This is a genomic window from Alteromonas sp. C1M14, assembly GCF_018860965.1.
Classification (GTDB): Bacteria; Pseudomonadota; Gammaproteobacteria; order Enterobacterales; family Alteromonadaceae; genus Alteromonas.
This window is the reverse complement of sequence record NZ_JAHKQF010000013.1, coordinates 1-22,960: the sequence shown is the minus strand read 5'-3', so window position 1 is coordinate 22,960 and position 22,960 is coordinate 1. Positions and strand designations below refer to the sequence as shown.

22 protein-coding genes are annotated in these 22,960 nt (G+C 42.6%); 8 read left to right on the top strand and 14 right to left on the bottom strand.

The features are described from left to right. Positions 1 to 116 precede the first annotated feature (116 nt). Entirely contained in the window at positions 117 to 1,610 is a 1,494-nt protein-coding gene (locus tag KO501_RS11345) for an NCS1 family nucleobase:cation symporter-1 (protein ID WP_216029794.1), read from the top strand. Between the two features lie 256 nt (positions 1,611 to 1,866). Here the strand turns inward: KO501_RS11345 and KO501_RS11340 are convergent, their stop codons facing one another. The 5 genes from KO501_RS11340 to KO501_RS11320 all read right to left on the bottom strand — a co-directional run bounded on the left by KO501_RS11340 (position 1,867) and on the right by KO501_RS11320 (position 5,306). Next, positions 1,867 to 3,054, bottom strand: coding sequence for a histidinol-phosphate transaminase (locus KO501_RS11340; protein WP_216029793.1), 1,188 nt, complete (start codon positions 3,052 to 3,054; stop codon positions 1,867 to 1,869). Between the two features lie 302 nt (positions 3,055 to 3,356). Next, on the bottom strand, positions 3,357 to 3,827 hold the full coding sequence (locus KO501_RS11335; RefSeq protein ID WP_216029792.1) for a hypothetical protein: 471 nt from the start codon (positions 3,825 to 3,827) through the stop codon (positions 3,357 to 3,359). 10 nt (positions 3,828 to 3,837) lie between these two features. After that, positions 3,838 to 4,236: a carboxymuconolactone decarboxylase family protein gene (locus KO501_RS11330; RefSeq protein ID WP_216029791.1), complete on the bottom strand. Its 399-nt coding sequence runs from the start codon at positions 4,234 to 4,236 to the stop codon at positions 3,838 to 3,840. Positions 4,237 to 4,293: 57 nt separating this feature from the next. Further along, positions 4,294 to 4,650: a MerR family transcriptional regulator gene (locus tag KO501_RS11325; RefSeq protein WP_216029790.1), complete on the bottom strand. Its 357-nt coding sequence runs from the start codon at positions 4,648 to 4,650 to the stop codon at positions 4,294 to 4,296. 11 nt (positions 4,651 to 4,661) lie between these two features. Continuing rightward, positions 4,662 to 5,306, bottom strand: a complete 645-nt coding sequence (locus KO501_RS11320) for a cold shock and DUF1294 domain-containing protein (protein ID WP_354667827.1) — start codon at positions 5,304 to 5,306, stop codon at positions 4,662 to 4,664. A 322-nt stretch (positions 5,307 to 5,628) separates the two neighbouring features. On the opposite strand from KO501_RS11320, the gene KO501_RS11315 reads away from it, so the two are divergent. The 4 genes from KO501_RS11315 to msrA all read left to right on the top strand — a co-directional run bounded on the left by KO501_RS11315 (position 5,629) and on the right by msrA (position 11,690). Then, positions 5,629 to 8,025 carry a TonB-dependent receptor plug domain-containing protein gene (locus KO501_RS11315; protein ID WP_216029789.1) on the top strand — a complete coding sequence of 799 codons (2,397 nt, stop codon included), beginning with the start codon at positions 5,629 to 5,631 and terminating at the stop codon, positions 8,023 to 8,025. A gap of 372 nt (positions 8,026 to 8,397) precedes the next feature. Further along, positions 8,398 to 10,308 (top strand): methyl-accepting chemotaxis protein, encoded by a 1,911-nt coding sequence (locus KO501_RS11310; RefSeq protein WP_216029788.1) that lies wholly within the window; start codon positions 8,398 to 8,400, stop codon positions 10,306 to 10,308. Between the two features lie 153 nt (positions 10,309 to 10,461). Beyond that, on the top strand, positions 10,462 to 10,968 hold the full coding sequence (locus KO501_RS11305; RefSeq protein ID WP_216029787.1) for a thioredoxin family protein: 507 nt from the start codon (positions 10,462 to 10,464) through the stop codon (positions 10,966 to 10,968). A gap of 134 nt (positions 10,969 to 11,102) precedes the next feature. Beyond that, positions 11,103 to 11,690, top strand: a complete 588-nt coding sequence (gene msrA, locus KO501_RS11300) for a peptide-methionine (S)-S-oxide reductase MsrA (protein ID WP_216029786.1) — start codon at positions 11,103 to 11,105, stop codon at positions 11,688 to 11,690. Between the two features lie 102 nt (positions 11,691 to 11,792). Here the strand turns inward: msrA and KO501_RS11295 are convergent, their stop codons facing one another. Beyond that, a complete protein-coding gene (locus KO501_RS11295) occupies positions 11,793 to 12,722 on the bottom strand; it encodes a LysR family transcriptional regulator (RefSeq protein WP_216029785.1) in 930 nt (309 codons plus the stop codon). A gap of 94 nt (positions 12,723 to 12,816) precedes the next feature. On the opposite strand from KO501_RS11295, the gene KO501_RS11290 reads away from it, so the two are divergent. Then, positions 12,817 to 13,776 (top strand): cupin domain-containing protein, encoded by a 960-nt coding sequence (locus KO501_RS11290; protein ID WP_216029784.1) that lies wholly within the window; start codon positions 12,817 to 12,819, stop codon positions 13,774 to 13,776. Between the two features lie 246 nt (positions 13,777 to 14,022). Here the strand turns inward: KO501_RS11290 and KO501_RS11285 are convergent, their stop codons facing one another. From KO501_RS11285 to KO501_RS11250, 6 genes are all read right to left on the bottom strand, one after another. Continuing rightward, the gene (locus KO501_RS11285) at positions 14,023 to 15,534 is read right to left on the bottom strand and encodes an oligopeptide:H+ symporter (protein WP_216029783.1); all 1,512 of its coding nucleotides are present in this window, start codon (positions 15,532 to 15,534) and stop codon (positions 14,023 to 14,025) included. A 381-nt stretch (positions 15,535 to 15,915) separates the two neighbouring features. Further along, positions 15,916 to 16,620 (bottom strand): hypothetical protein, encoded by a 705-nt coding sequence (locus KO501_RS11275; RefSeq protein ID WP_216029781.1) that lies wholly within the window; start codon positions 16,618 to 16,620, stop codon positions 15,916 to 15,918. A gap of 124 nt (positions 16,621 to 16,744) precedes the next feature. Further along, positions 16,745 to 17,215: a hypothetical protein gene (locus tag KO501_RS11270; protein WP_216029780.1), complete on the bottom strand. Its 471-nt coding sequence runs from the start codon at positions 17,213 to 17,215 to the stop codon at positions 16,745 to 16,747. A gap of 127 nt (positions 17,216 to 17,342) precedes the next feature. After that, the gene (locus KO501_RS11265; protein ID WP_216029779.1) at positions 17,343 to 17,708 is read right to left on the bottom strand and encodes a ketosteroid isomerase family protein; all 366 of its coding nucleotides are present in this window, start codon (positions 17,706 to 17,708) and stop codon (positions 17,343 to 17,345) included. A 137-nt stretch (positions 17,709 to 17,845) separates the two neighbouring features. Continuing rightward, positions 17,846 to 18,442 (bottom strand): DUF998 domain-containing protein, encoded by a 597-nt coding sequence (locus KO501_RS11260; RefSeq protein WP_216029778.1) that lies wholly within the window; start codon positions 18,440 to 18,442, stop codon positions 17,846 to 17,848. A 144-nt stretch (positions 18,443 to 18,586) separates the two neighbouring features. Beyond that, entirely contained in the window at positions 18,587 to 19,537 is a 951-nt protein-coding gene (locus tag KO501_RS11250) for a hypothetical protein (protein WP_216029777.1), read from the bottom strand. A gap of 233 nt (positions 19,538 to 19,770) precedes the next feature. Between KO501_RS11250 and KO501_RS11245 the strand changes: the two genes are divergently transcribed. Then, positions 19,771 to 21,045, top strand: a complete 1,275-nt coding sequence (locus KO501_RS11245; RefSeq protein ID WP_216029776.1) for an ATP-binding protein — start codon at positions 19,771 to 19,773, stop codon at positions 21,043 to 21,045. A 1-nt stretch (position 21,046) separates the two neighbouring features. Beyond that, a complete protein-coding gene (locus tag KO501_RS11240; RefSeq protein ID WP_216029775.1) occupies positions 21,047 to 21,715 on the top strand; it encodes an RloB family protein in 669 nt (222 codons plus the stop codon). A 96-nt stretch (positions 21,716 to 21,811) separates the two neighbouring features. Here the strand turns inward: KO501_RS11240 and KO501_RS11235 are convergent, their stop codons facing one another. Both KO501_RS11235 and KO501_RS11230 read right to left on the bottom strand, forming a co-directional pair. Further along, positions 21,812 to 22,225, bottom strand: coding sequence for a hypothetical protein (locus KO501_RS11235; RefSeq protein ID WP_216029774.1), 414 nt, complete (start codon positions 22,223 to 22,225; stop codon positions 21,812 to 21,814). Between the two features lie 32 nt (positions 22,226 to 22,257). Next, positions 22,258 to 22,923, bottom strand: a complete 666-nt coding sequence (locus KO501_RS11230; protein ID WP_216029773.1) for a hypothetical protein — start codon at positions 22,921 to 22,923, stop codon at positions 22,258 to 22,260. Positions 22,924 to 22,960 lie beyond the last annotated feature (37 nt).

The following is a 22,960-nucleotide window of genomic DNA, read 5'->3' as shown; positions in this document are numbered from 1 at the left end:
CAAGGAGCAGAAAAGCAGCATGGTTTGCTTTTCTGCTCCTCTTTGGCGAAACGGCAATATATTTGCTTTATGTTTTTACATTAGGAATAGGGCAACCCCGAAAAAGGAAAACCATCGTGGATAACGCTAATCATCACACCATGACAAAACCCAGCCATTATGACAGTGATCTCTGGAATGAAGACTTAGCACCAACGAACAAGGCAAGCAGAACCTGGGATTGGAAAGATTACGCCGCCTTATGGGTAGCCATGGTGGTGTGTGTGCCCACCTATTTACTTTCGGCTGGCTTGGTATCGGAGGGCATGAACTGGTATCAAGCGGTGATCACCGTGTTACTGGGAAACGTCATTGTTCTTGTTCCCATGATATTAATTGGTCATGCTGGTGCAAAATATGGCTTACCCTTTCCGGTGCTACTTCGCAGTGCCTTTGGAACAAAGGGCGCAAAAATACCGGCGCTAGCCAGAGGTTTAGTTGCCTGTGGCTGGTTTGGTATAAATACTTGGGTGGGCGGAAGCGCTATCTACGTCATCTTAAACAGTTTAAGCGGTGACGGATTTGTGGGTCAGCCCCTCCCCTTTTTGGGTATCGATATTGCCCAAACCCTGTGCTTTTTTGCCTTTTGGGCTCTGCACCTGGTGTTCATCAAATACGGAACCGAGTCAATCCGCTGGCTTGAAACCTATGCTGCACCTTTTTTGATCTTAATGGGGTTGGTGCTGCTTGGCTGGGCATACGTACAAGCGGGTGGTTTTGGTGAAATGCTTGCTTCACCCTCTCAGTTTGTCGTCGGAGGGGCAAAAGAAGGGCAATTTTGGTCTGCTTTTTTTGCTGGCCTTACGTCAATGGTGGGCTTTTGGGCTACCATGGCGTTAAATATTCCCGATTTTACGCGCTTTGCTAAATCGCAAAAAGATCAAATGATAGGGCAAGCCGTGGGCTTACCCTTGCCTATGGCCCTGTTCGCCTTTATTGGCGTAGCGGTAACGTCGGCAACCGTAACCATATACGGCGAAGCCATTTGGGACCCAGTGGCCCTTGCCGGTCGTATGGGCGGCATGGGCGTGGTGCTTGCCCTAGCAGCATTGGCATTGGCCACATTAACCACCAATTTAGCAGCCAATATGGTCGCCCCCGCGTATGGCTTCTCTAATATGGCACCGTCAAAAATCAGCTTTAAAATGGGCGGCTATATTACCGCTGGCATTGGTGTGGCCATCTTCCCATGGAAGCTACTGGAAACCGCAGGCGGATACCTATTTACATGGTTAACCGGTTATTCAGCGCTACTAGGTCCTATTGCTGGCGTGTTACTTGCCGATTACTTTCTGTTAAAAAAATCTAACCTGAATATTGATGCCTTATTTCAGCACAATGGCGAGTACGGTTTAAATAGTGGGTGGAATATGGCTGGATTATCGGCCCTTGTCATTGGCATACTGCCTAACATCCCCGGCTTCTTGCATGCAGCAGGCTTTGTTTCATCTGTGCCAGCAATATTCGATACACTATACGCCTATGCTTGGTTTGTTGGCTTGTTGGTGGCAAGTGCTGTGTATTTGATCCTTTCCAAGCGCGTAGCAACGCCGGTGGCAACGTTAAGTTAATCTGCCAAACCTACCACTTATAAAAATTAGCGGATGCCAAGTGGACTTTTAGCGAAGGATGGATTGCTGTAGATATGGGCGTTGAGATTTAAGAATAGAATAACAAAAAGATATGCCGCTCACTGGAGTAAATTTTGTGGCCTAACGGCCACTGTTATTGCCAAAGTGAGCGGTATTTTTGTTAATTAAGGCGTTGTATTCGTAATCAAATAGGCAGCCTTAATTAACGATGCTTATGCAAGATTAACCTGCAAACTTACGCTAGCACTTCTTTTAATGCGGTTACACAAGCGTCGGTTTCAGCGGGTGTGCCCACACTGATCCTTGACCATGAATCGAATCCAGGCCAGGTTCTGCCTACCACTTTAATGCCTTTTGCCTTCATTTTTGCTGCAAATTGATCGTGCGGCATACCGGTATCGATATAAATGAAGTTACCTTGCGGTTTTTTCGCATAAGGACGGCCAAGGAATTCGGCGGCGGCAGTCAGTTTACTGCGTTCGGTTTGAATTCGGCTACGCATAGTCGTGAGGTTAGCGTGGTCGTCCATGCTAGCCATACCCGCCACAAGGGCCAAATAGTTAACACCACCCATGCGCAGCTTTCTGCCCATTTCTTTTGCCTGTGCTGCCGGCATAATGGCATAACCTAAACGCTGTCCTGCCATGGCATGAATTTTAGAGAAAGTACGACAAACAACCACATTGTGGCCTTCGGCAACTAACTTAGACTGCACATTGGCTGGATACGCATCAGACATTTCGATGTAAGCTTCATCAATGAAAACTTGAGTTTTCTTTGATACACGCTTGGCAAACGCGTTGAGTTTAGCTGGGTCGACAACTTTGCCAGTAGGGTTATTAGGATTACAAATATATACCGCCGTTGTGTCGTCGGTAACGGCAGCCTCTATGGCATCAAGGTCGAAACCCATTTCAGAATCAAGTGGAACATAATTGACGTTAGCGCCCATGAATTCAGCGCCACGAGGGATCCCTTCATAGGTTGCCATGGACGTTACCAAATTACCGCCGTTTTCCATGATCCACTCGGCATAACCAAACAAAATAGGTGATGAACCGTTTGTGATCACAATTTGATCAGCCGATACGCCTTCTTGCTTAGCAATTTTTTCAGCCAGTACATCAACTGTCGCGTCTGTATACCTTGCTAGGTTATACAATTCGCCTTGCATCGCACTCACTGCTTTTTTGGACGGCCCAAAAGCATTTTCATTTGAAGAAAGCCGGATCAAACCATCATGAACATTGGGGGTAGCCGACGGGAAATGCTCGGTTGATAACCCAGCTGCATGAAGCTCTTTAACGCCAAGGTCAAAGCAGCTTGTAAGGGCAATGGCACCTGCCCCTGCGCTGAAAGATTTTAACCAATTTCTTCTAGACATGTCCGTGGAGGGTGCAATTTCAGTTTTATCTGAAGCCATAATTTCTCTCTGTTACCTTTTATTGTATGGAAGATCTCTTATTGCGAGCTTCTTATCATTGAGGTGTTTTCTCATTCAAAGGGCTGATGCAAAACAGAAGTCAAAATGCAACAGCTGTTCCATAAACTTGATACGTCGATAACTGGCTCAAAATTGTGGATAAACAGTACTAAAACAACGACAAGTGGTAAATTATTAGCATAAATTACCACCCGATTAGACCCCCAACCTACCCTCATTAATGCAATATGGTGGTGCGATGCCCCATTTTGGTGGGCATTTATGTTTACGCTGTGAATGGATTAACGGGCGCTTCCGGTGGTGTCTATTATTTTGTCCCAGGTTATCTCTGAGCCATCTTTGATGTTGCGCAGGTAATGGCTATCCTGATGAGCAAGATACACTGGTAGATGACTATTTCCTGACTTAGCCCAGCGGGCTATTAGCCAAGATTCTAAAACCAATGCGCCGAGAGCCCAATGATCAATTTCTTCATACTTTTCTGCATCGTATAGTTCAGAAGGAATAACAACTGCCTTATGTTTCATAAACGAATGCTTATTACCCACCAGCTCGCCATCACGATTTAGAGCAAACAAATACACCGAAAATTGTTCGTTAAATGTGGGCGAATGATAAGCAAGTTGCAGACATTTTACGGCTTTTGAAAACCGCTGATTAGAAATTGAGGCGAGTTCAGCTTCAAAGGGTTGCTGTAAACTTTCCAAATGATTTATAAGTTGTATTTTATATTCTTCTTCAATACTCATCATAATTTTAGCTCTACGTACATTGGTCATTTTGTGATGCATTTCGGGCAACAAGCACGTCTTTAAAACAAAACATGCCATTTAGTGCGGCGGGAAACCCAGCGTAAACGGACATTTGAAGTATCACTTCTTTTATTTCATCTTCAGTACAGCCAACATTTAATGCGGCATTCAAGTGGACTTTAAGTTGAGGGGCGCAGTGGCCTAATGCAGTGAGTGCTGCTACCGTGGCGATCTCACGAGATTTTAAGTCTAATCCTTCTCGTGCATAAATATCGCCAAAGGGATACTCAATGGTAAACTTAGCTAAATCGGGGCAAATGTCTTGCAGACTCTGAATAACATTGTGCCCTGCTTCACCATCAATTTGATTAAGTAACGCCAGCCCAGCTTCAAAACGAGATTGTACCATTTTCTGACTCCTATTTTTATCAAGGAGCACAGCCTACATGTTAGAGTTAACTCTAAGTCAACGAACATTTCCCTGTTCATATAACGTAATTTTTTCCTCTAAAGCGGCCAAATGAGCTTGCTGCTGGGCAATATGAGTTTGTAAGTGTTGCTTATGCTGTTCTAACAATACTTGGCGCTGATATAACGAGCTAACGCCGGCTTCCCGTAGCCTTGCATATGCCAATATTTCTTCAAGGGGCATGGCGGTATCTTTAAGGCGTTTAACAAACGCCATCCAGGTTAAATCTTTGGAAGTATAAACACGGTGGCCGCTGCTATTTCGTTGAATGTTTTTAAGTAAACCAATTTTTTCATAATACCTAAGAGTATGAGAAGACAACCCCACTAAATTCGAAAATGATTTGATATTCATTACCCTGCCTCTTAGGCCAAATGCCTGCTTATGTATTCGATTTGCGTAGCTGCCCCATACTCGGTAAACAGCCATACGAAGGCACCGCAATTTAATAATACCGTGATCCAAAAAACAATACGGAACGATTGTTTCTGGGTTTTATGCCGCAACTTTTGCTGGGCAATCAGTGCCCCTGGCCAACCTCCAATTAAAGACAGCAAGTGTAGTGTGCGTTCTTGTATTCTCCAGCCTCCTTTTTGGGCCGCAGATTTATCGAGGGCATATAAAGTAAAAGTCACTAGGCTTGCAGCAGTGTATAACGCCAGAATATGAATTGGGATCTTGGTAGCGAAAACACAGAGCACCACAATGATAAGAAAGCAAACAGCTACAACCATCGACACATTACTCGTGTTTCGTTTCGTTTTTTTGCTAGATTTTTCACCGGCTACAGTTGCTTTTACGGCGCATGGCCGTCCTTGCTTATCAGAAGACTGAGTATACGTGACTATCTCACCAACAACTGGGCAACGATTACGGTTGCTAAACCCGTTAATATGAATAAATATTTGTTTTCCACCAGCCATGGGCGTGATGAATCCAAACCCCTTCTCTTCGTTCCAAGAGATTAATTTCCCTTTAGTGCGCATGCCTTCCTCCTTAGGGCTAAACACAATGACTCCTTGTTAAATGAAACTACCCGTTTAATACAAGGCTAAATCAAGCTTACAAAAAATAAATAACTCAGAACGGTGCTTCAATGCACTAAGATATCGCATTTTAAAAATAAAACAGGAAATCCAATTGTAAAGTTAAGTCATTATATCGTAAAGATTTTTTACACTCGCCTCTCTAGACCTTATTTATTCGAACATGAAAAATCGCCCCGCTCAAAAACCGTCCAATTGGTCAGGATATGGCATTTTCTTTGCTTTTCGGGGTAGGTAAAATTTCTATTTTGCATCACACTTTTAGACTCATCGTTTAAGGAACATTATGAAGACTCCTCAATTCTCATTAGGATATCTCGCGAAAGGGATCTCCTACGGGATTTTGCTTTCTGCTTCATCACAATCTTTCGCAGCAGACACCGATAACGATTTAGAAGACATCGAAAGGATCGAAGTTCAAGGCTCGCTAGGCAGTTTACCAGGCCAAGACGTGCAAGCTATTTTCGGTTTTGGCAAATCCATTCTTGAAACGCCTCGTTCAGCCTCCACGATTTCTTATGAACAAATGGAACGATTCGATATTAGCGATATTGATGATCTGGTTGCTTTCGCACCTGGCACCTTTACTCAATCTTTCTTTGGTGTTGCCGGCTCTTTGGATGTACGTGGTACGCCGGGCGAATCTTACTTTCGCGGTGTAAAGCGTCTTGATAACCCTGGAAACTACCCAACGCCCATCGGCGCATCTAGCCGAATTGATGTAGTTCGTGGCCCTGCGTCACCCATTTATGGTCCAGCAAAAGTGGGAGGGTACTTAAACTTCGAGCCTAAGTCTGCCCGTTCAAGTCAAGGCCAGTACATGACTGAAGATTCAGGTGAGTTGTCTTACACCCGGGGAAGCTGGGACAAGAATATCCTCACTGCAGAAGTTGGCGGCCCAACAACAATTGCCGGTAAAGATGCGGGATTTTACGGCTACGCTGAAATTGAAAACTCCGGTAGCTTCTACGACAACACATCAACCAAGCAGACCATTTTACAAAGCTCATTCAACGTAGACGTGAATGAAAACCTACGGTTTGAGTTTGGTGGTATGTATCAAGACTATGATGGTAACCAAGTGGCGGGATGGAACCGCTTAACACAAGATCTTATCGACAGCAGCACCTACATTACCGGTACGGCGCAACCACTGGATACCGATGGTAACGGCTCAATTTCCCAAGACGAGTTTAACGCTGTGGGATTAGGCGGTGGATACTACGCAGTGGATCCTAGCTCACTTGAGGCTTCTGATTTATCTAGTGCCTACGCGTTAGAAAATGTAGGAACGGCCAAATTAAAACGTAGCTCGGTGTTGGTTGCTGAAGATGATCAACTGGCTAACGAAGCCACAACCCTGTACTTCGATACCCTCTACTACACAGACAATGGTTGGGAAATCAAAAACCAAATGTTTTATGACGGTTACGAAAACCTGAATGAAAATACCTATGGGTTCTCGCAATTACACGACTCATGGACTGCAGAAAACAAGGTTGTTTTTTCCAAAGAGTTTTACACCGATTCAATGGAAATGGCGGTACAAGTTTCGCCATCTATTCGTTACACCAGCTTTGAACACGGTGAAGACTATTCTTATGAATACTTCGACCGTCGCGACCTTACTATGGAATCTTCAGCGTTAGATCGGGTAGAGCTTGCCACACGTACCGGTGAAAACTACACGAACTACTACAAAGGTAACTATATCGATTACGGTTTAGCGGCATTAGGTGACTTTACCTGGGACACGGGTTTAAACGTAGTCTTAGGTTTGCGCTACGACTCTATCGACATGGAAAGCCGTCAAGTTATCGATAAACTAGAAAATCCTGATGATGTGGATTATGCAAAAGCCTCTGGCACGGACGGCGGTATCTCTTGGACAGCCAGTATTTCTTACAAAACACCCATTGGCCTAATTCCCTATGCCACCGCCGCAAGACAAACCACAGTCATTGCTGGTCAAGGCGCAGAAATCACCACCACCAATATTGCCGAAGGCACAGCAACAGCCGCCTCTAAAATGCATGAATTTGGTATAAAGGGCAGCTTTTTAGACGATTCACTGTACGTTGCTGTTGATTACTACTCGCAAGAAAGAACCGATTATTCAGCTCAAAACACCACCACCAACAACACCACCTTATCTGAAGGCTATGAAGCTGAATTACGCTGGGTAGTTACCGATCAACTGGTGGTTACTGGTGGCTATACGAAAACTGAAGTGACCAACTTAAGCGCACTAGAAAGTGGTCAATATGGTCGTTTAGGCGCGGATGATCTGGCCAATGTCGAAGGTTACCAAATGTATGGCGGCTACCTCGCCGCGACCACGGGTATCGACAGCAACCCACAAGCGCGTAAAGCCGGTATGCCTGAAAACATCTACACATTAACGGCCACCTACGACTTCCTAAACGGGTTGGCGGCTAACATCAATGCTGTAGATGTAGATTCCACTTATTCTGGCTTTACCCAGTCGGTGAAATTACCTGGCTATACACTAATTGGTGCAGGGCTTGTTTATACACAAGATGCGTGGAAATTCAGCTTGAATGTGAAGAACCTAACTAACGAAAAGTACTTCCGTGCTAACTTCCCAGATTTCGCAGGGGGAGATGTGGTACTGCCAGAACTGCCTCGTAACTGGACAGCCAAAGTTTCTTATAAGTTTTAATTGAACAAGTAAGAACCCTTACAGTGCGCTGCTATATGCAGCGCATTTTTTTAGATTTTACTGAATAACAAGCTGGTGCCTGTTTGTGGTTTTTCACTACCGTAGCAAGCAACTTCCTGTAAAATGTTATGCTTTTTCTTGACCTTTTAGTCAAAGTTGTCCCACTATTAATTATCGCTGCAAAACTTAATAAAAAAATAAAAAAAACTAAGATTTTGCCGATAGTTAAGATGTACCACCTCAGGATAGTGTTGCGCTTAGTAGAATAACGATAATCAACCTACCCTAGGTGTTGTGCAATTTAAAATCGAACGTTGCTGTGCCTGCAATGCAATATCACACTCACACAATTAACTTACGTGGTCGAACGTTATGACTCTCAGTATTAAACAAAAAATAATTATTGCGCTGATGGTTGCTGTTTTGGCTGCCGCTGTACTGGTTGGCTCTATTAGTCAGTGGATAGCCCGAGATCTTGTTAAAGACAACATGGAGCAGTTGCAATTACCGTCATTGCTTAAGCAAATCGGCAACCAAGTAGACAGAGAAGCCAGTGTTATGCTGACTGTTGCCCATAGCGTGGCATCGGACCCCAACATTTTGGACTGGTCGAAAGCAGGAACCGACGCCGAAGGTGAACAAAAACTGGTTAACTACCTTAAAGAATTGGTGGCTTTTAATGATCTTACCGTTGCCTCATTTGTCGACAAAAAAACCTATAAATACTGGAATCAAGACGGTTTTTTAAGAACCCTTAAAAACGACGCCCTTGATGGATGGTTTTTTGCCTATAAAGACAGCGGCCAACCTATTTCGCTAAGCTTGTATAACGAACCTGGCCATGGCTATCGCTTGTTTGCGAATTTTCAGCAGGTTAATGGCCGCGGTATGTCAGGGGTGGCTAAGTCTGTGGACGAACTCTTGTCTATTATTAACGATGTGAAAATTGCTGAAACCGGCTTTGTTTACCTCGTAGACGGTAAAGGCACCATCATTGCCCACCCAAATACCGCGTTGTTAGGTAGCGCCCATTTGTCGTCGATCACCGGCTCCAAGGCGGCTAATGCTTTGCTAGGTAAACAAGATTTTGCCATGGCTAGCCATGAACAAGACGACGGTAACATGTTATACGCCAGCACCTACGTTGCAAAAGCGGGATGGTACGTGGTTGCGCAAGTGCCAGAACGTGAACTGTATGCCTCTTTGAATGAAGGCAGCCAGCAAATCATTATTTGGGCATTAATTATAGCCGGCGTGTTCGCTGTGCTTGGGATCTGGTTGGCCGCATCATTAACCAAGCCTATCGAGTCGTTAGCCGATACATTCCAAAAATTAGGTAAAGGCGAAGGCGACTTACGTACTCGAATTGATGTGCCTGAGCAAAAAGAAACCGCCAGACTAGTGGATGGCTTTAACGACTTTATCGGGCACTTGCACCAAACCATATCGTCAGTGGCACAAAGTAGCGAAGCGCTAAAGTTATCTGCCTCTGATGTTGCGAAGCAATCCCTTACCACCAAAGACTCAACCAGTCAGCAACAAGAGCAAACCTTGCAAGTGGCTACCGCGCTAACCCAAATGGGCAGTACCGTTTCAGAGGTAGCACAATCCGCCTCGCAAGCTGCAAAAAATGCAAACCAGGCCGCCGCCAGTTCGTTAGAGGGTCGTCAGGTAACAGAGCATGCTGTTCAGGCAATTAATCATTTAAATCAGCAAATCGAAACGGTTTCTGGTGTTATTCAATCGTTGGACGATCACACCTCGGCCATTGGCGGTATTTTAGAAGCGATTCGGGGTATATCAGAACAAACCAATTTACTTGCACTCAATGCCGCCATTGAAGCTGCCCGTGCGGGAGAGCACGGTAGAGGCTTCTCGGTAGTTGCTGATGAAGTGCGCACTCTTGCACAACGGGCAGCGGCGGCCACCGATGAAATTCAGGTAAAAATTGATAAATTCCAACATGACTCTAAAGATGCCGTCAATCAGATGTTAGACAGTCAAAGCCAAACTCAAAAGGTGGTGGCGGCCACTGATGATATAGATAATCTGTTGGTGAGAATTAACGAAGAGATCATGTTAATTAATAACATGAATACACAGGTAGCCACCGCCACAGAAGAACAAGCAACGGTGGTGGAAGATATCAGCCGAAATATTAATGAAATTAGTATTTCAGGCGATAGCACGTTAAGCGCAACCGCCGCATTAGTTACATTAAGTGAACGGTTAGATGAACTTGCCGTGGGCCTTTCTTCCCAAGTTAACCAGTTTAAGTTGTAGGCTTAGCCGTTTACGTTGTAGGCTATATTGCGCGTTTATAGCCAAAGGCTAACGGTTTAAAAAACAAACAAATAAACTTAGTTCACTAGCTGATATTCAGTTTCTCGACGCTTGCTGTGCAAGCGTCACAACTTTTCAATTTGGAATACATTCATGCAAAAATCTTACTCTATGCTTGGCGTTATTTTGTTGTTGGTAACCATAGTCAGCGCCTGTAGTTACTCTCGCGCTAACCAACAACAAGCCGCAGACGACGCAGTAGGAGAAATAAGCCAACAGCAGCTACTCACCCACTACCCTGTGTTTTCCAACAATTACAACGCCTATTCCCCTAGCGACAAAGAAGTGGCTGCCGTTGCCTCTTTACAAGGATATTCACTGGTAGTGTTGTTTGGTACTTGGTGCCATGACAGCGAACGGGAAGTACCTCGCCTACTTAAAACCCTAGATGCCAGCGGCCTTGATAATTTAGATATTCAATTAGTGGCGGTAGATCGTAAAAAACGTGATCCACAAGGCATTGCTCTTTCCCATAAGCTTAAATACACCCCCACCTTTGTTTTATTAAAAGATGGTAAAGAGTTAGGCCGGGTTATTGAAAAACCCACACTGACCATTTCACAAGATTTACAAGCCATAGCGGCGCAAACAACGCCTTAGCGGCTATTGCAACACAGAAATACGCACTACAAAAACCCATCGCCACTAAAAAAATGAAAGATACCGCCGGTTTACCCGTTCTTTTACTTTATAGGCCTGACAGATATGGCAGGTATAGAAAAATAGGAACTTAGATGAAATCTGCAATAACTTTATTTTTACTTGGCATGTCGATAACCTCTTTTGCCACCCATGCAAAAGAGGCCGTGTTAGCCGGCGGTTGTTTTTGGTGTATGGAATCCGACTTCGAAAAACTCGAAGGCGTTACTGACGTTGTTTCTGGGTTTACTGGTGGCAAAGTAAGAAACCCCACCTATAACGGTAATCACAAAGGCCATTACGAAGCCGTAAAAATTACCTATGACGAATCGAAACTGAGTTATCAGGACATTCTTGACCACTATTGGGTAAGCATTGACCCCTTCGATGCTCAGGGCCAGTTTTGCGATAAAGGCAGCAGCTATCTTAGTGCTATTTTTGTTGCCAATGACGAAGAGCGCCAACTCGCCATGGCCTCAAAAGCGGCCGTTGAAGCACAATTCCCCGACCAAACCGTGGTTACTCCCATACTAGACGCCAGCCGATTTTACCCCATAAAAGGCAATGAAATTGGCCATCAAGATTTTTATAAAAAGAGCCCGGTTCGCTATAAACTTTATCGCTGGAACTGCGGCCGAGATCAGCGCTTAGAGCAAATTTGGGGCGACCAAGCCAGCCATTAATAAAATGTGTTGCGAAGCCGCTTTTGTTTTAGGGCTTCGCCATCATCTTTTGACAGTGTAAAAGACGAAATTCGCGGTTGTTTTGGCAGCGATTCCCTTTCATTACTGCCAGCTACCTTGTGCAATATCTTTCATACAATCTTCCACCACTGCCCGAAACCATTGATGTTCAAAATCATCCCTGTATTTCACATGCCAAGCACAAAACACCTCAACCTGCGGCCATGCGTCAGGTAAACGAAGTTGTGCCATATCAAGGGTAATATGCAATGGCTCAGCAATGATTGCAGGCATAGTGGCAATCCCATTGGATTCCCTAGCACTTAGTGCTGCTGAGAAAAAGCTTGGTACCATAAATTGATGGGTACGCTGCAAACCAAAACGCCCCAACGCCAGATTCAATTCTTTAGAAAACTGAGTTTGAATAGTAGCCAAAATATGTGGGTAAGCCATCATAGCCTGCTCGGTAACAGGGCCAGAAAGTAATTTGTGCCCCTTGGCTACCAACCCAACTAACGGCACCTTGCCGAGTTGTTTAACCACGGTTTCTGGTGGAAACGAACGCCGCCCGCTTAGCTCTAAATCAACATCGTCATCGCGAAAATCTCCCCTTGGAGACTCGCCAATAAAATGTAAACCTGCCTGTGGTGCCTGCTGCTGTATAAGAGGAATAAGCTTACGGCTGACAATACCCGCTAGCGTTCCATCACAACGAATTTTAAAAACCCGTTGGCTGGTTGCCATATCGTGCTGCGTTTGATGAGAAGTAAGTGCTTCTGCAAGCGCAAGCAGAGTATTGAGATCGGCTTGCAAGGCTTCGGCTTTTGGTGTGCGCACTAAATGACGACCAGAACGTACCAACAATTGATCATGAAAGGTATTCCGCAGTTTCGCCAATGCCCTACTTACTGTGGGAGAGCTTAAAGCCAGAATCTGCGCCGTTTCAGCCACACTTTGTGTACGTAACAATTGGTCCAGTATGGGGAGAAGGTTGAGATCCAGTCGAGCCAATGCCACATTATTCGATTTCATATATTAAAACTATTACTTTTAATAATTTCAATATTAGCAATCAATTATGGGGATTAATATAACAGGTTAACTAATTCGTTTTTATGGAGTTGTTATGAACAAGCTTGGTGTGGCAGCCACAGCCTTTACGCTAGCTATTTCGATGGGTACGCCAGCCATAGGCGCCCAAAGCAGTGAACTTTCCGCTGAGGCTCAGCAAATTATTCAGCATTTCAACATGCAGCATATTCCCCATGAAGGCCCATGGTTTGTGCAATCAGCGAAAAGTAACGAAGTTATAGAAGGCCCTATTGCCAGCCGATACGAGAGCCCTCGTTATGCCTATACCGCAATTTTATCACTTATGACTGATGAAGACTTTTCTGCGCTGCATCGGCTCAATACTGATGAAATTTGGCATTTTTACGGCGGGTCTCCCGCTGAAATGCTCATGCTTTTCCCTGACGGTCACGATGAAATACGAATACTAGGAAATGACATTGCAGCGGGTCAGGAGCCACAAATACTTGTGCCGCGAGGGGTGTGGATGGGCGCAAAACTCATTGATAATGCTGCCGCCGATTACACCTTTTTTGGTTCGAGCATGGCACCGGGGTTTGAATATCAAGATTACGAGGCAGGAATACGCACAACATTACTAAAAGCCTATCCGCAGCAGGCCAAACGCATTATCGCTCTTACCCGCCCCGACGAAGATAACCATCTAACCCAGGCTAACCCTATGGCAAACTCTGCTCCCCCGATCAATATCGAAGAAATTATTGGTCTTAACGGGCCGGTAATTAATGCCGACACCAGTGTTGCTAAAGTGACCATGCAGGCCGGTGAGCAACTGCCACTTAGTTACAATAAAGCAAACACTGAAGTTGTTATTGTGGTTAGCGGTAGTGGCGAACTTACCGTGGCTGAGCAGACACATAATTTGGAACCCAATGCCGTTGTGTTGCTACCACCTAAGGTGAAATACCGTTTTAAAGCGCACAGCGATCTGGTGTTTTACGCCGTGGTGACACCGGCATTTGTGCCAGACGATCATGTTGAGTTACCAGAGTAAATTATCGGATTGAACTTTAGATATACGACTTAGAATATCTTCAGAACGTATAATTTCTGTTTCGAATGTTACAACCGTATTTGAAATATAATAATTATATATTTCAGCAATAGAGGTAGCATCGTTACTCACCGCTTTTCGAATCACAATGCCTGCTGAAAGCATGACTTTTACATAAGGGGCATAAAATGGCGAAGAGCCATTGTGTTTTAGCCCCAGTCACCCTCGCGGCGGGTTTGTACAACGTTATGTTTCCTTGCTTTGAGCATCAAGCTTGTTCAGGTAAGGAACTAACAAAGCCGCGATAACCGCCCCCCCAATAGCAACATAACCGAGTTGATAAAATAAATGGGTATAGAGCGGTAAGGTTTCTAACGCATCATCAATTCCTTGGGGGGCACTTGCAAAATTCGCTACGTAGCTTCCTAGGTACTGTGAAAGGCCAGTAGCCAATAGCCAGGCCCCCATCATCAATCCTCGTAGTGAGGGCACCACATAACGAGCCACCATGCCCAAACCTAACCCAGAGATAATCAACTCTCCGACTGATTGGAAGAAATAGCCGGCAACCATCCATAAAGGTGATACGAGCCCGTTTGCATCAGCAAAATTGCCACTAAACCCGTACAACAAAAAACCAACAGCGAGTAATACAAACCCCAAAGCATATTTTCCAGCCAATGACGGATCTTTATCTTTTGAGCCGAGGGATGCATAAAGCCATGCGAATATAGGGCTCATTACCGCAATCCAAAACGGATTGAGAACTTGGAATTGTTCAGGCGGAATACTAAAGCCCCATACATTAAGCTGCACGTTGTACATGGCAAAGAGCGTTAACGATGTGGACATTTGCTGATAAAACACAAAGAAAAGTATGGTTTGCAAAGTAAGAATAACCATGGCAATCAATCCGCTGCGTTCACTTGATTTAGCGCGTACAACCAACACCACAAAAAAGAGCGCTAAGGCCACAGCCGTTAGTTGAACAATGGTTTGCGCCAGTGAAACATGCTCAACAATTTGCCCAATCACAATGGCTAATACCACCGAACCAATGACGACCAGCCCCACACGTTGCCACTTTATCGGTTTTAAATCGGGCGCTGTACCAACCTGTTTGAGGTGCTTACCTTGCACAACAAATTGGGCAATTCCAAAAATAAGCCCCAAAGCACAACATAAAAATGCCCAGTGCCAACCAAATTCTACGCGCACAATTGGCGTTAACGCTTGAGAGAGAAACCCACCTAAATTGATAGACATATAGTACATTGTGAATGCACCATCTAAGCGGGATTCATCATCTTCATAGAGCTTCGCCACTAAATTGTTTGGATTGGCTTTAAATAGCCCATTTCCTACCGCAATTACACCCAAAGATAAAAAGACCAAATCGTGGCTGTTTCCACTGGTTATCTGATCCCAAGGCACGGATAACATGCCATAACCAATAGCCAAAACAGTGGAACCAAGTAAGGTTGTACGGCGAGCCCCTAAGTATTTGTCGCCAATCCAACCGCCTAAAATGGGGGTTGTGTAAATCATTGCCGCAAGCGCACCCCAAGTTAAGTTTGCGCGTGAATCGTCAAACCCAAGGTAATGAATGGCAAACACCACAAGTAAAACTTGCATGCCGTAATAACCAAAACGTTCCCACATTTCGATCATAAATAAGGTAATAAAAGCTCTACGGCGGCGTGATTCTTTTTGCTGAGAAGTAAGAGGAGTTGGGTTTTCTAAAGTCGATATTGTCATTGTTGTCGCTATTTTTATGTTTATCCCTTTTAGGGGGGCGACCACGGGTTTTGTTCAACCGCTAAACTAACAAATTAGACAGCTCATCGGACATTTATATTGAATTAACATTTAAAAACTATCTTGGCGTGATTGTTGTGTGCATATTCAACCAATGTGGATCTTGCCCGAACATTTTGGGTAACGACAACACCCCCAAAAACTTTGACCAACAAACCGACCTTTTTTTGCAACTCGTTTAACCATTGGAAACTGGCATTCTGGGCAACTAGGTACGCCCCCCTTTTTCCAACTTTTTAAAGTTAAAGCATTTTTTATCAGAGCTTTGATTGCAGGAATGGCGAACACAAAAGGAAAAGCGCGCCGACTTGATTTGCCTTGTTAAATGCCGCCTACTCTGACTTTGAAAAACTTAGTTTTTTCACTTAAATGTTGATATGACCAAGGAGGGTTAACTACATCAATGTTAGAAACGCCCAGCCTAGCAAGCCCTTCGAGTGAATAGTACCAGCCGATAAAGTCTTCTTTCTCGGCGAACTCTTTATACTCGGAAGATTGTCCTAGTGTTGTTATTTGCTGGTCCACACCAATTTTTTCGAAGAAGTTTCGCTCACGAACTATAGCTGACTTCATATATTTTTCTAAGTTCTGCTTTGTTGATTCCCGCTCTTCCTCAGGAAGACCATCAATAAACGATGTTATTTCTTTCTCCATTCCGGTTGTACCACCATGGAAACCAATAACTGCGTGATTCGAAATCCTGTGATGATTTGCTGCAGAAAAAACGTAGTTGGCGCATGATGAGAGACAATACTCATTGACCTCAAGCTTCAAATCATAGTCATGAACAATATTACCAAGATCCATTCCATGATTGATTTCACCGCCTTCGGAGGTTATTGACAGCCATTCAACTTTACTCTTACCATTTTTCAGAATTGAAAGAAGTTTCTGATTTGCTGATGGCGATAATTTACCATGATAAATTACAGTGTTTTCGTTTAAATCGACTGTTGTTTCACTACCTTGAGCTGACACGCATGATAGAGAAAAAATTAAAATAAAAGACCCAAAAAGTTTAAACATGCTGCCTCCTTGTGGCATTTAACGCTAAGCTAACGGGCACGAACATGCGGCGAGAATGGCGAAGCCGCCGCGTATTTGTGTCCCAGTGACCGCAGAGAACCTGTTAAGCGCTTTGCTATATGCCCTACTTCCCATGAAAAGCAGACTCCGCTTTTTTCATTAAGTTTGTATATTGTTGTCTTGATATTTCGCCAGATTGAAGTTCATTTTCCAATTCTAAAGACCTAAGAAAAAACACGTTTTCCAATTCTGCAACAATATAACCATATTCTCTTTCTGAAATTAAATCTGACCAATAAGCATCCCATGCGAGTTTTCTTGTCCATTTTAGGCCTGAGGGGTGAGAAGGATAAGAGTAGTCCTTTTCTAGAATTGACTGGTCAGATACTCTAAAGACGAAATCCCCTTCACTTTTTGCCGTCTCAACACAATAATTTAAAAGCCAATCCCTTGATGCTTCCGCTCCTATTAAGTGCCATTTATAGCCAGCTGTACATTCTCCAATTTTCTGTCCTTGTGTGTCGAACATATCTAACTTCCCACTTGCACAACCAAATAATGAATAAGATAAGCTCAAAACGACTACATACTTCATTTTCCTTCTTTGGGCATATAACTTTTAAATAAGGGGCGAAGACGCGTGGGCTACAATGCGAAGCAGCCCATGTGTATGCGTTCCAGTGACCAACGGGAGCGACTTTTTTTGTTGTTATGTGGCACTACTAAAAACTGCCTTGATATACGTTTGCGCTGAATATAAACCACTTGTTGTCTATAAAATGACAGACATACAATGTGTGGAAGTCTATGTTTGAATTGCCTGCATTAACACGCCACGCAACTGTAACTGCTACTTTGTCCTGTCCAAGTGTTTGCTCTTGCATAATTTTGAACTGAGCGGATTGATAGCTAAAGTTGCGCATAGATTCACAATTTAACGCAAACTTTTTAATAAGCGCTGATCTTTCTGTAAATGTAAGAGTTCCGTCTGCGTCGGAAATAGCACAGGGTAGGCGATAAAGGTTTGCTATAGCTTCTGAGTTAAGAGCGTCAAAAGCTTCTGTGTATTTTTTAAAAAACTCTTCCATGCGCGATTGTTACTCCTGATGCATAACACCCTGCTTAGGGGCGGAAACACATGGGCTAAAATTTAGGAGCGAAGCGACGCAGCCCATGTGTTTGCGTCCCAGCGAGCCCGCGAGTGGCTACAGCAGATTGTTAGTTCTCATGCTACCACGAAGAAAGAATAAACAAACAACCACAGTATTTGAAACCCATAGCTTAGGCGTTGATGAACACCCGGCACGGTTTCGGCTTTGAATGCTAGTTTAAGTCTGTAGGCAAAATAGAAACAACCTATAATACAAGCCAAAGAGACAAGTCTGAGCGGCATCGGGTAGTAACTAGAAAAAGTGATGATGGCGGGAGCAATGATGAATGAGAGGAGCATAAACATTCCTGACCAAGAATGTACTAAACAGCTGCAGGAAGGATTTTTGGTATATGGGTCGGCGTCCATAGGAAAGTAACCGCAAACCCAAGTACATAAGCCGTGGATTATTACCATTAGTCCGATTATTATCGTTGGTAAATGAGCTGCAAAGTTAACAATTAAGTAGTACCCAAAAAGGATAAACAGGGCTCCAAGAGGATAGTTATTTATGAGAGGAGAAAGCTTTTGTGTAGGGCTACCGAAAGCGCCTAACTCGCTGCAGAATTGCTTGGAATGGCTGAATTTTGGATAGAAAAGTGATGCAATGTAGATGCCTACAACTATCCAGACTGACGCAATTATTCCTGAGTATTGAATCAAACTATCCATGCTTAAATCCTAATTGAAAACTAACGCCCTGTTAAGGTGTGAGCAACGCAATGCCCAAGCTCCCGCATACCACCTTAATCACTAAAATCAACGCATAGTGAAAATGCCACGCGTTGCGAATCACTCTTAAACAGTTTGTTATTCCTATTTTTCCACGTAATCTTCGTCTATTTCACGAGCAAGGCTTTCAAAGCTTTTATGGCTCTTTCGCAGATAAAACAAGAATATTCGTGCATCTGCCTCTGAAAAATCATTAGCACTCAAACTAGTCAGGTAAGCTTTCACTCGTTTAATACCGTGAAAATATTCATCAAGTTCGTGCTGCGTGTGGTCAGGTAACTCATTCCTTTCTAGCAATGCACTCTTGAAGTTATGGTATGCCTCTTCGATTGACTCAAGCATACTAAGACCAAATGAAATATTTGAATCGGATGGTGAGTATATTGCTTGCCCTACCTTTTCAAACATATACCCCATTGTTGAGTGAAGAATATCTGCTAGAGGTTTTTCCATAAATTTAGCCCTATGTTGCTCATCAATTTCGCGAAGCGTGTCGCTGATTAATACGTAAGCATTATTAATACCGGTAAGCTGTGTTTCTACTATTTTCTTAAAATCAACATCGATGAACTCACTCTCACCCTCGTCGTAAAAACGAGCTAAAGTAAAGCCACCTTTACTCATAGAAATCCTAGAAATGTGATTAAAGTAAGTAGTTTTCTTAACTCTATTCTTTGTTGGATGACCTATTGAGGCATTTCTAACTGCTCTGATGCTTTTAAGTTCATCAGACAATTCATAAGGCACTTCAAATGCTTCTGACAAATGATTCATCGCATCTTGTTGAATAAATAGCGCCTGCAAAAGTCCATAGGTATAGATATAAGATAATCCCGCTTCAGAAGGAAAGTCAGATTTAAAATAACTTCTTAGCGCTAACCCTGTATCACCTAGAGTGTCCAAAGAACTACAGATTTGACTCCAGTTATCTAGCTCTGAGATCAAAACCTTTTGATATCTATGAGTATTTATGTGTTCTCGTACTTCACTTTCGATATCAAAGAACTTGATTAAGATCTCTTCAATATTGTTCATCTATCGCAAGTTCTCTCAATAGGTATAACGCCTCGTTAAGAGGCCAAAAACTGTTGGCTAAAATTAGCGACGAAAGAGCAAAAGCCAACTGTTTTTTGTCCTTTTGAACGACTTGTTAGCCGTTTTAAACTCTATTTATGGCTTTTTTTGCCATAAATCCATATTAAAATGGACGCACTAACCGAGTTAGTGCTACCATGATATTAGAAATAATACTATGGAATTCCTTAAAAATGCTAATTGAATTTACTGTTAAAAATTATCGCTCTATCAAAGAGGAGCAAGTATTTAGCATGGTAAAAGCAAAAGGTGATGAGTTGGAAAATGAAAACTCATTTTTACCAGCAGCTACGTCTTCTCCTCTTCTTCGTTCGGCTGTTATTTATGGAGCGAACGCAGCTGGAAAATCAAACTTAATCCGAGCATTGATGGATATGGAGTTTATTGTTAGAAATTCTTCTTCTAATATCCAAGAAGGTGACTCTCTACCAATTACACCTTACCTGTTTGACGAAGACACAATAAATGAGCCTTCTGAATTTGAGGTGGTTTTCATTAGTGAGGGTATTAAGTTCCAATATGGTTTTTCAGCTACAAAATATAAAGTTTCAGAAGAATGGTTAATTGCATACCCTAAAGGTCGACCTCAGAGGTGGTTTTCTAGAGCTTTTGATAAAAAAAATGATCAATATGACTATAAGTTTAGTGATCATTTATTAGGTACAAAAAGTGTTTGGATGAATTCTACTCGCTCTAATGCTTTATTTTTATCTACTGCTGTACAATTAAATAGTGAGCAGCTAAAGCCTATTTTTAATTGGTTTAAAGAAAAGCTGCGCCCGACCAATGTTAGTGGTTGGGGACCTAGTTATACCGCATCCTTGTGTGAGGATAATGAAACAAAAGAACAAGTTTTACATTTTTTACAATCTGCTGATTTTAATATTCATGATATTGAAATTGAAACTGAAAAATTCGATCCTAACTCCCTTCCTGATGAACTTCCAGATGTTGTAAAAGAGCAAATTTCAAGGGAGATGAAAGGAAAGGAAGTAATTGATATTAAAACAGTTCATAAAACAAAATCAGGTAAGAGAGTACCTTTAGACTTTTCAGAAGAATCTGATGGCACACAAAAATTCTTTTCTTTTGCGGGCCCTTGGATTGACATCCTTAAAAACGGATATATTTTAATTGTTGATGAACTCCATGATAATTTACACCCTAAGATGGTTAAATATTTAGTGAACCTTTTTCATAGCACTAAAACAAACCCTAAAAATGCTCAATTGATTTTTACAACTCATGAAACATCTATTTTAAACCAAGAAGTATTTAGACGCGATCAAATCTGGTTTTGTGAAAAAAACAAAAATCAAGAAACTTCTGTTTACCCTTTGACTGATTTTAGCCCTAGAAAAGAACGTGAGAATATTGAGGTAAGCTACCTTTCAGGTAGATATGGCGCTTTACCATTTATTAAAAAAGTTAATAAATTAGGAGCGTAAAATGGGGTCGGAAGATTTACACCATAAAAGAAAAGCGAAGGCTTCACGCGAACTAAAACGTAGAGCTTCTCGTCGTTCTCCATATGACAAAGTTCTTATCGTTTGTGAGGGCGAAAAAACAGAACCTAATTATTTCAATGAGCTAGTACACTATTACAAACTGAACTCTGCAAATGTTGAAATTGATGGTTCATGCGGTTCTAGCCCTAAAAGTGTTTTTAAAAGAGCTGAAAAATTAGCAAAGATAGAACAGGATAAGGGAGATAGCTATGATCGAATTTACTGTGTATTTGATAAAGATTCCCATGAAACTTATGAAGAAACGAAAGCAAAAATAGCCTTAAAAAAACCAGCTGGTTTATTTTTCCATATTGTTTCAGTTCCTTGTTTTGAATACTGGTTGTTACTCCACTTCCAATATACAACAAAACCGTTTAGTGCTACGGGGAGATCAAGTATTGCTAACGAAGTATTAAAAGAGTTAAAGAAAGTAATGCCTGAATACTCTAAAGGGGATGAAAAGGTATTTTGTACCTTGCTAGAGCAACTTGAATTTGCTAAACAAAATGCACAACGAGCTTTAAAAGCAGTTGAGAAAAATTTTACTGATAATCCTTCAACCCATATTCACGAGCTAGTAGATTATCTACAAAATTTGCAGAACGGCTAACTTTTAAATAAGGGGCGCAGGCATGTGGGGCATAATGGCGAAGCCGCCCCGCATGTATGCGTCCCAGCGAACGAAGTGAGTGACTTAATTTTTTTGTTATACGCGCTTTTCAACGAAGTGCATACCCCAGCGGTTTGATGCAGAAAGCATAAAGCCAAAATAGACGATTGGAAATACACAGCCCAAGAATGCTTCACTTCCTGTTTTAGCGAGTAGAGATTCAAAGAAATTCACTACGAGGCAAAACAGAGTTATAAACCAAATCGCTTTTATAACGTTGTCGTAAATATGGTTTTTTAGAATGCCGCTGTGTTCTTGAAAGCTGAAGAAAAAGCCTGAAAGTTTGCAAGTAAGCCAAGTTAAGAAAAAAGATGAAAATGAAATGAAGATTGCAGCTACTATTTCTTGAGTAAACACGCCGATTAATAACGCTGAACCACACCAAACTAGTGGTAACTTAAGCCCTAACTTTTGAGTAATGAGAAGATACTTAGGTTTTTTAAGCTGCATTTCTATCCTTGATGCTCATAGCGTATAACGCCCTAATCAGCGGCAGCTTCAGCTGTCCGCTGTATTTGATTGTTATGTTCTGTGATATCTTGAACTAAGCAAGGCAATGTCATGTTTGAGACACACCTTAGGACACCGCTCATACTTGAAAGCAAGCGCCTCTGAATATCGTGAAACTCCTTTGAGCCATGAAACATATTACAGCGAGCGACATAAATAAGCTCCAAAACAGACTTTACACTCCCTTTTCTTATTCCCTCGGCCAATTTTCGATCCCGCACTAAATCAGGAGCATCGCTTTCATAGTCATAGTTGAAATAGAAACTCCCATTCTCTATTGAGTTAGCCAAGTAATCTATTTCGTGTTCGCAAGTATCAATAATTTCGTTGATTAAATTATTTTTCCTAAGGTAGGCTTCTGTAAGTTCTACAGCACTAATTTTGTCAGGCAAGGGTCTGATCGGTTTGAGAGCATTTTGACGCTCTCGAACAAACCTACGCTGAGATAAGAATCGAGCTACGCTAGGGTGGCGCTTGTGAATTAGTATCTTTCCTATTTCGACATACAATCGATTGTATACAACGAACAGGGTAAAAAACTCATCAAAAGGATCTGATAACCGATCAGTCCTATAATTCTCAGCTTTTCTCAACCAGCCATCACAAAAGTTATTGAGTGAATAGACATCAATTGCCATCAGACTTCCTCAGGAACATAACGCCGCCATAAATAGC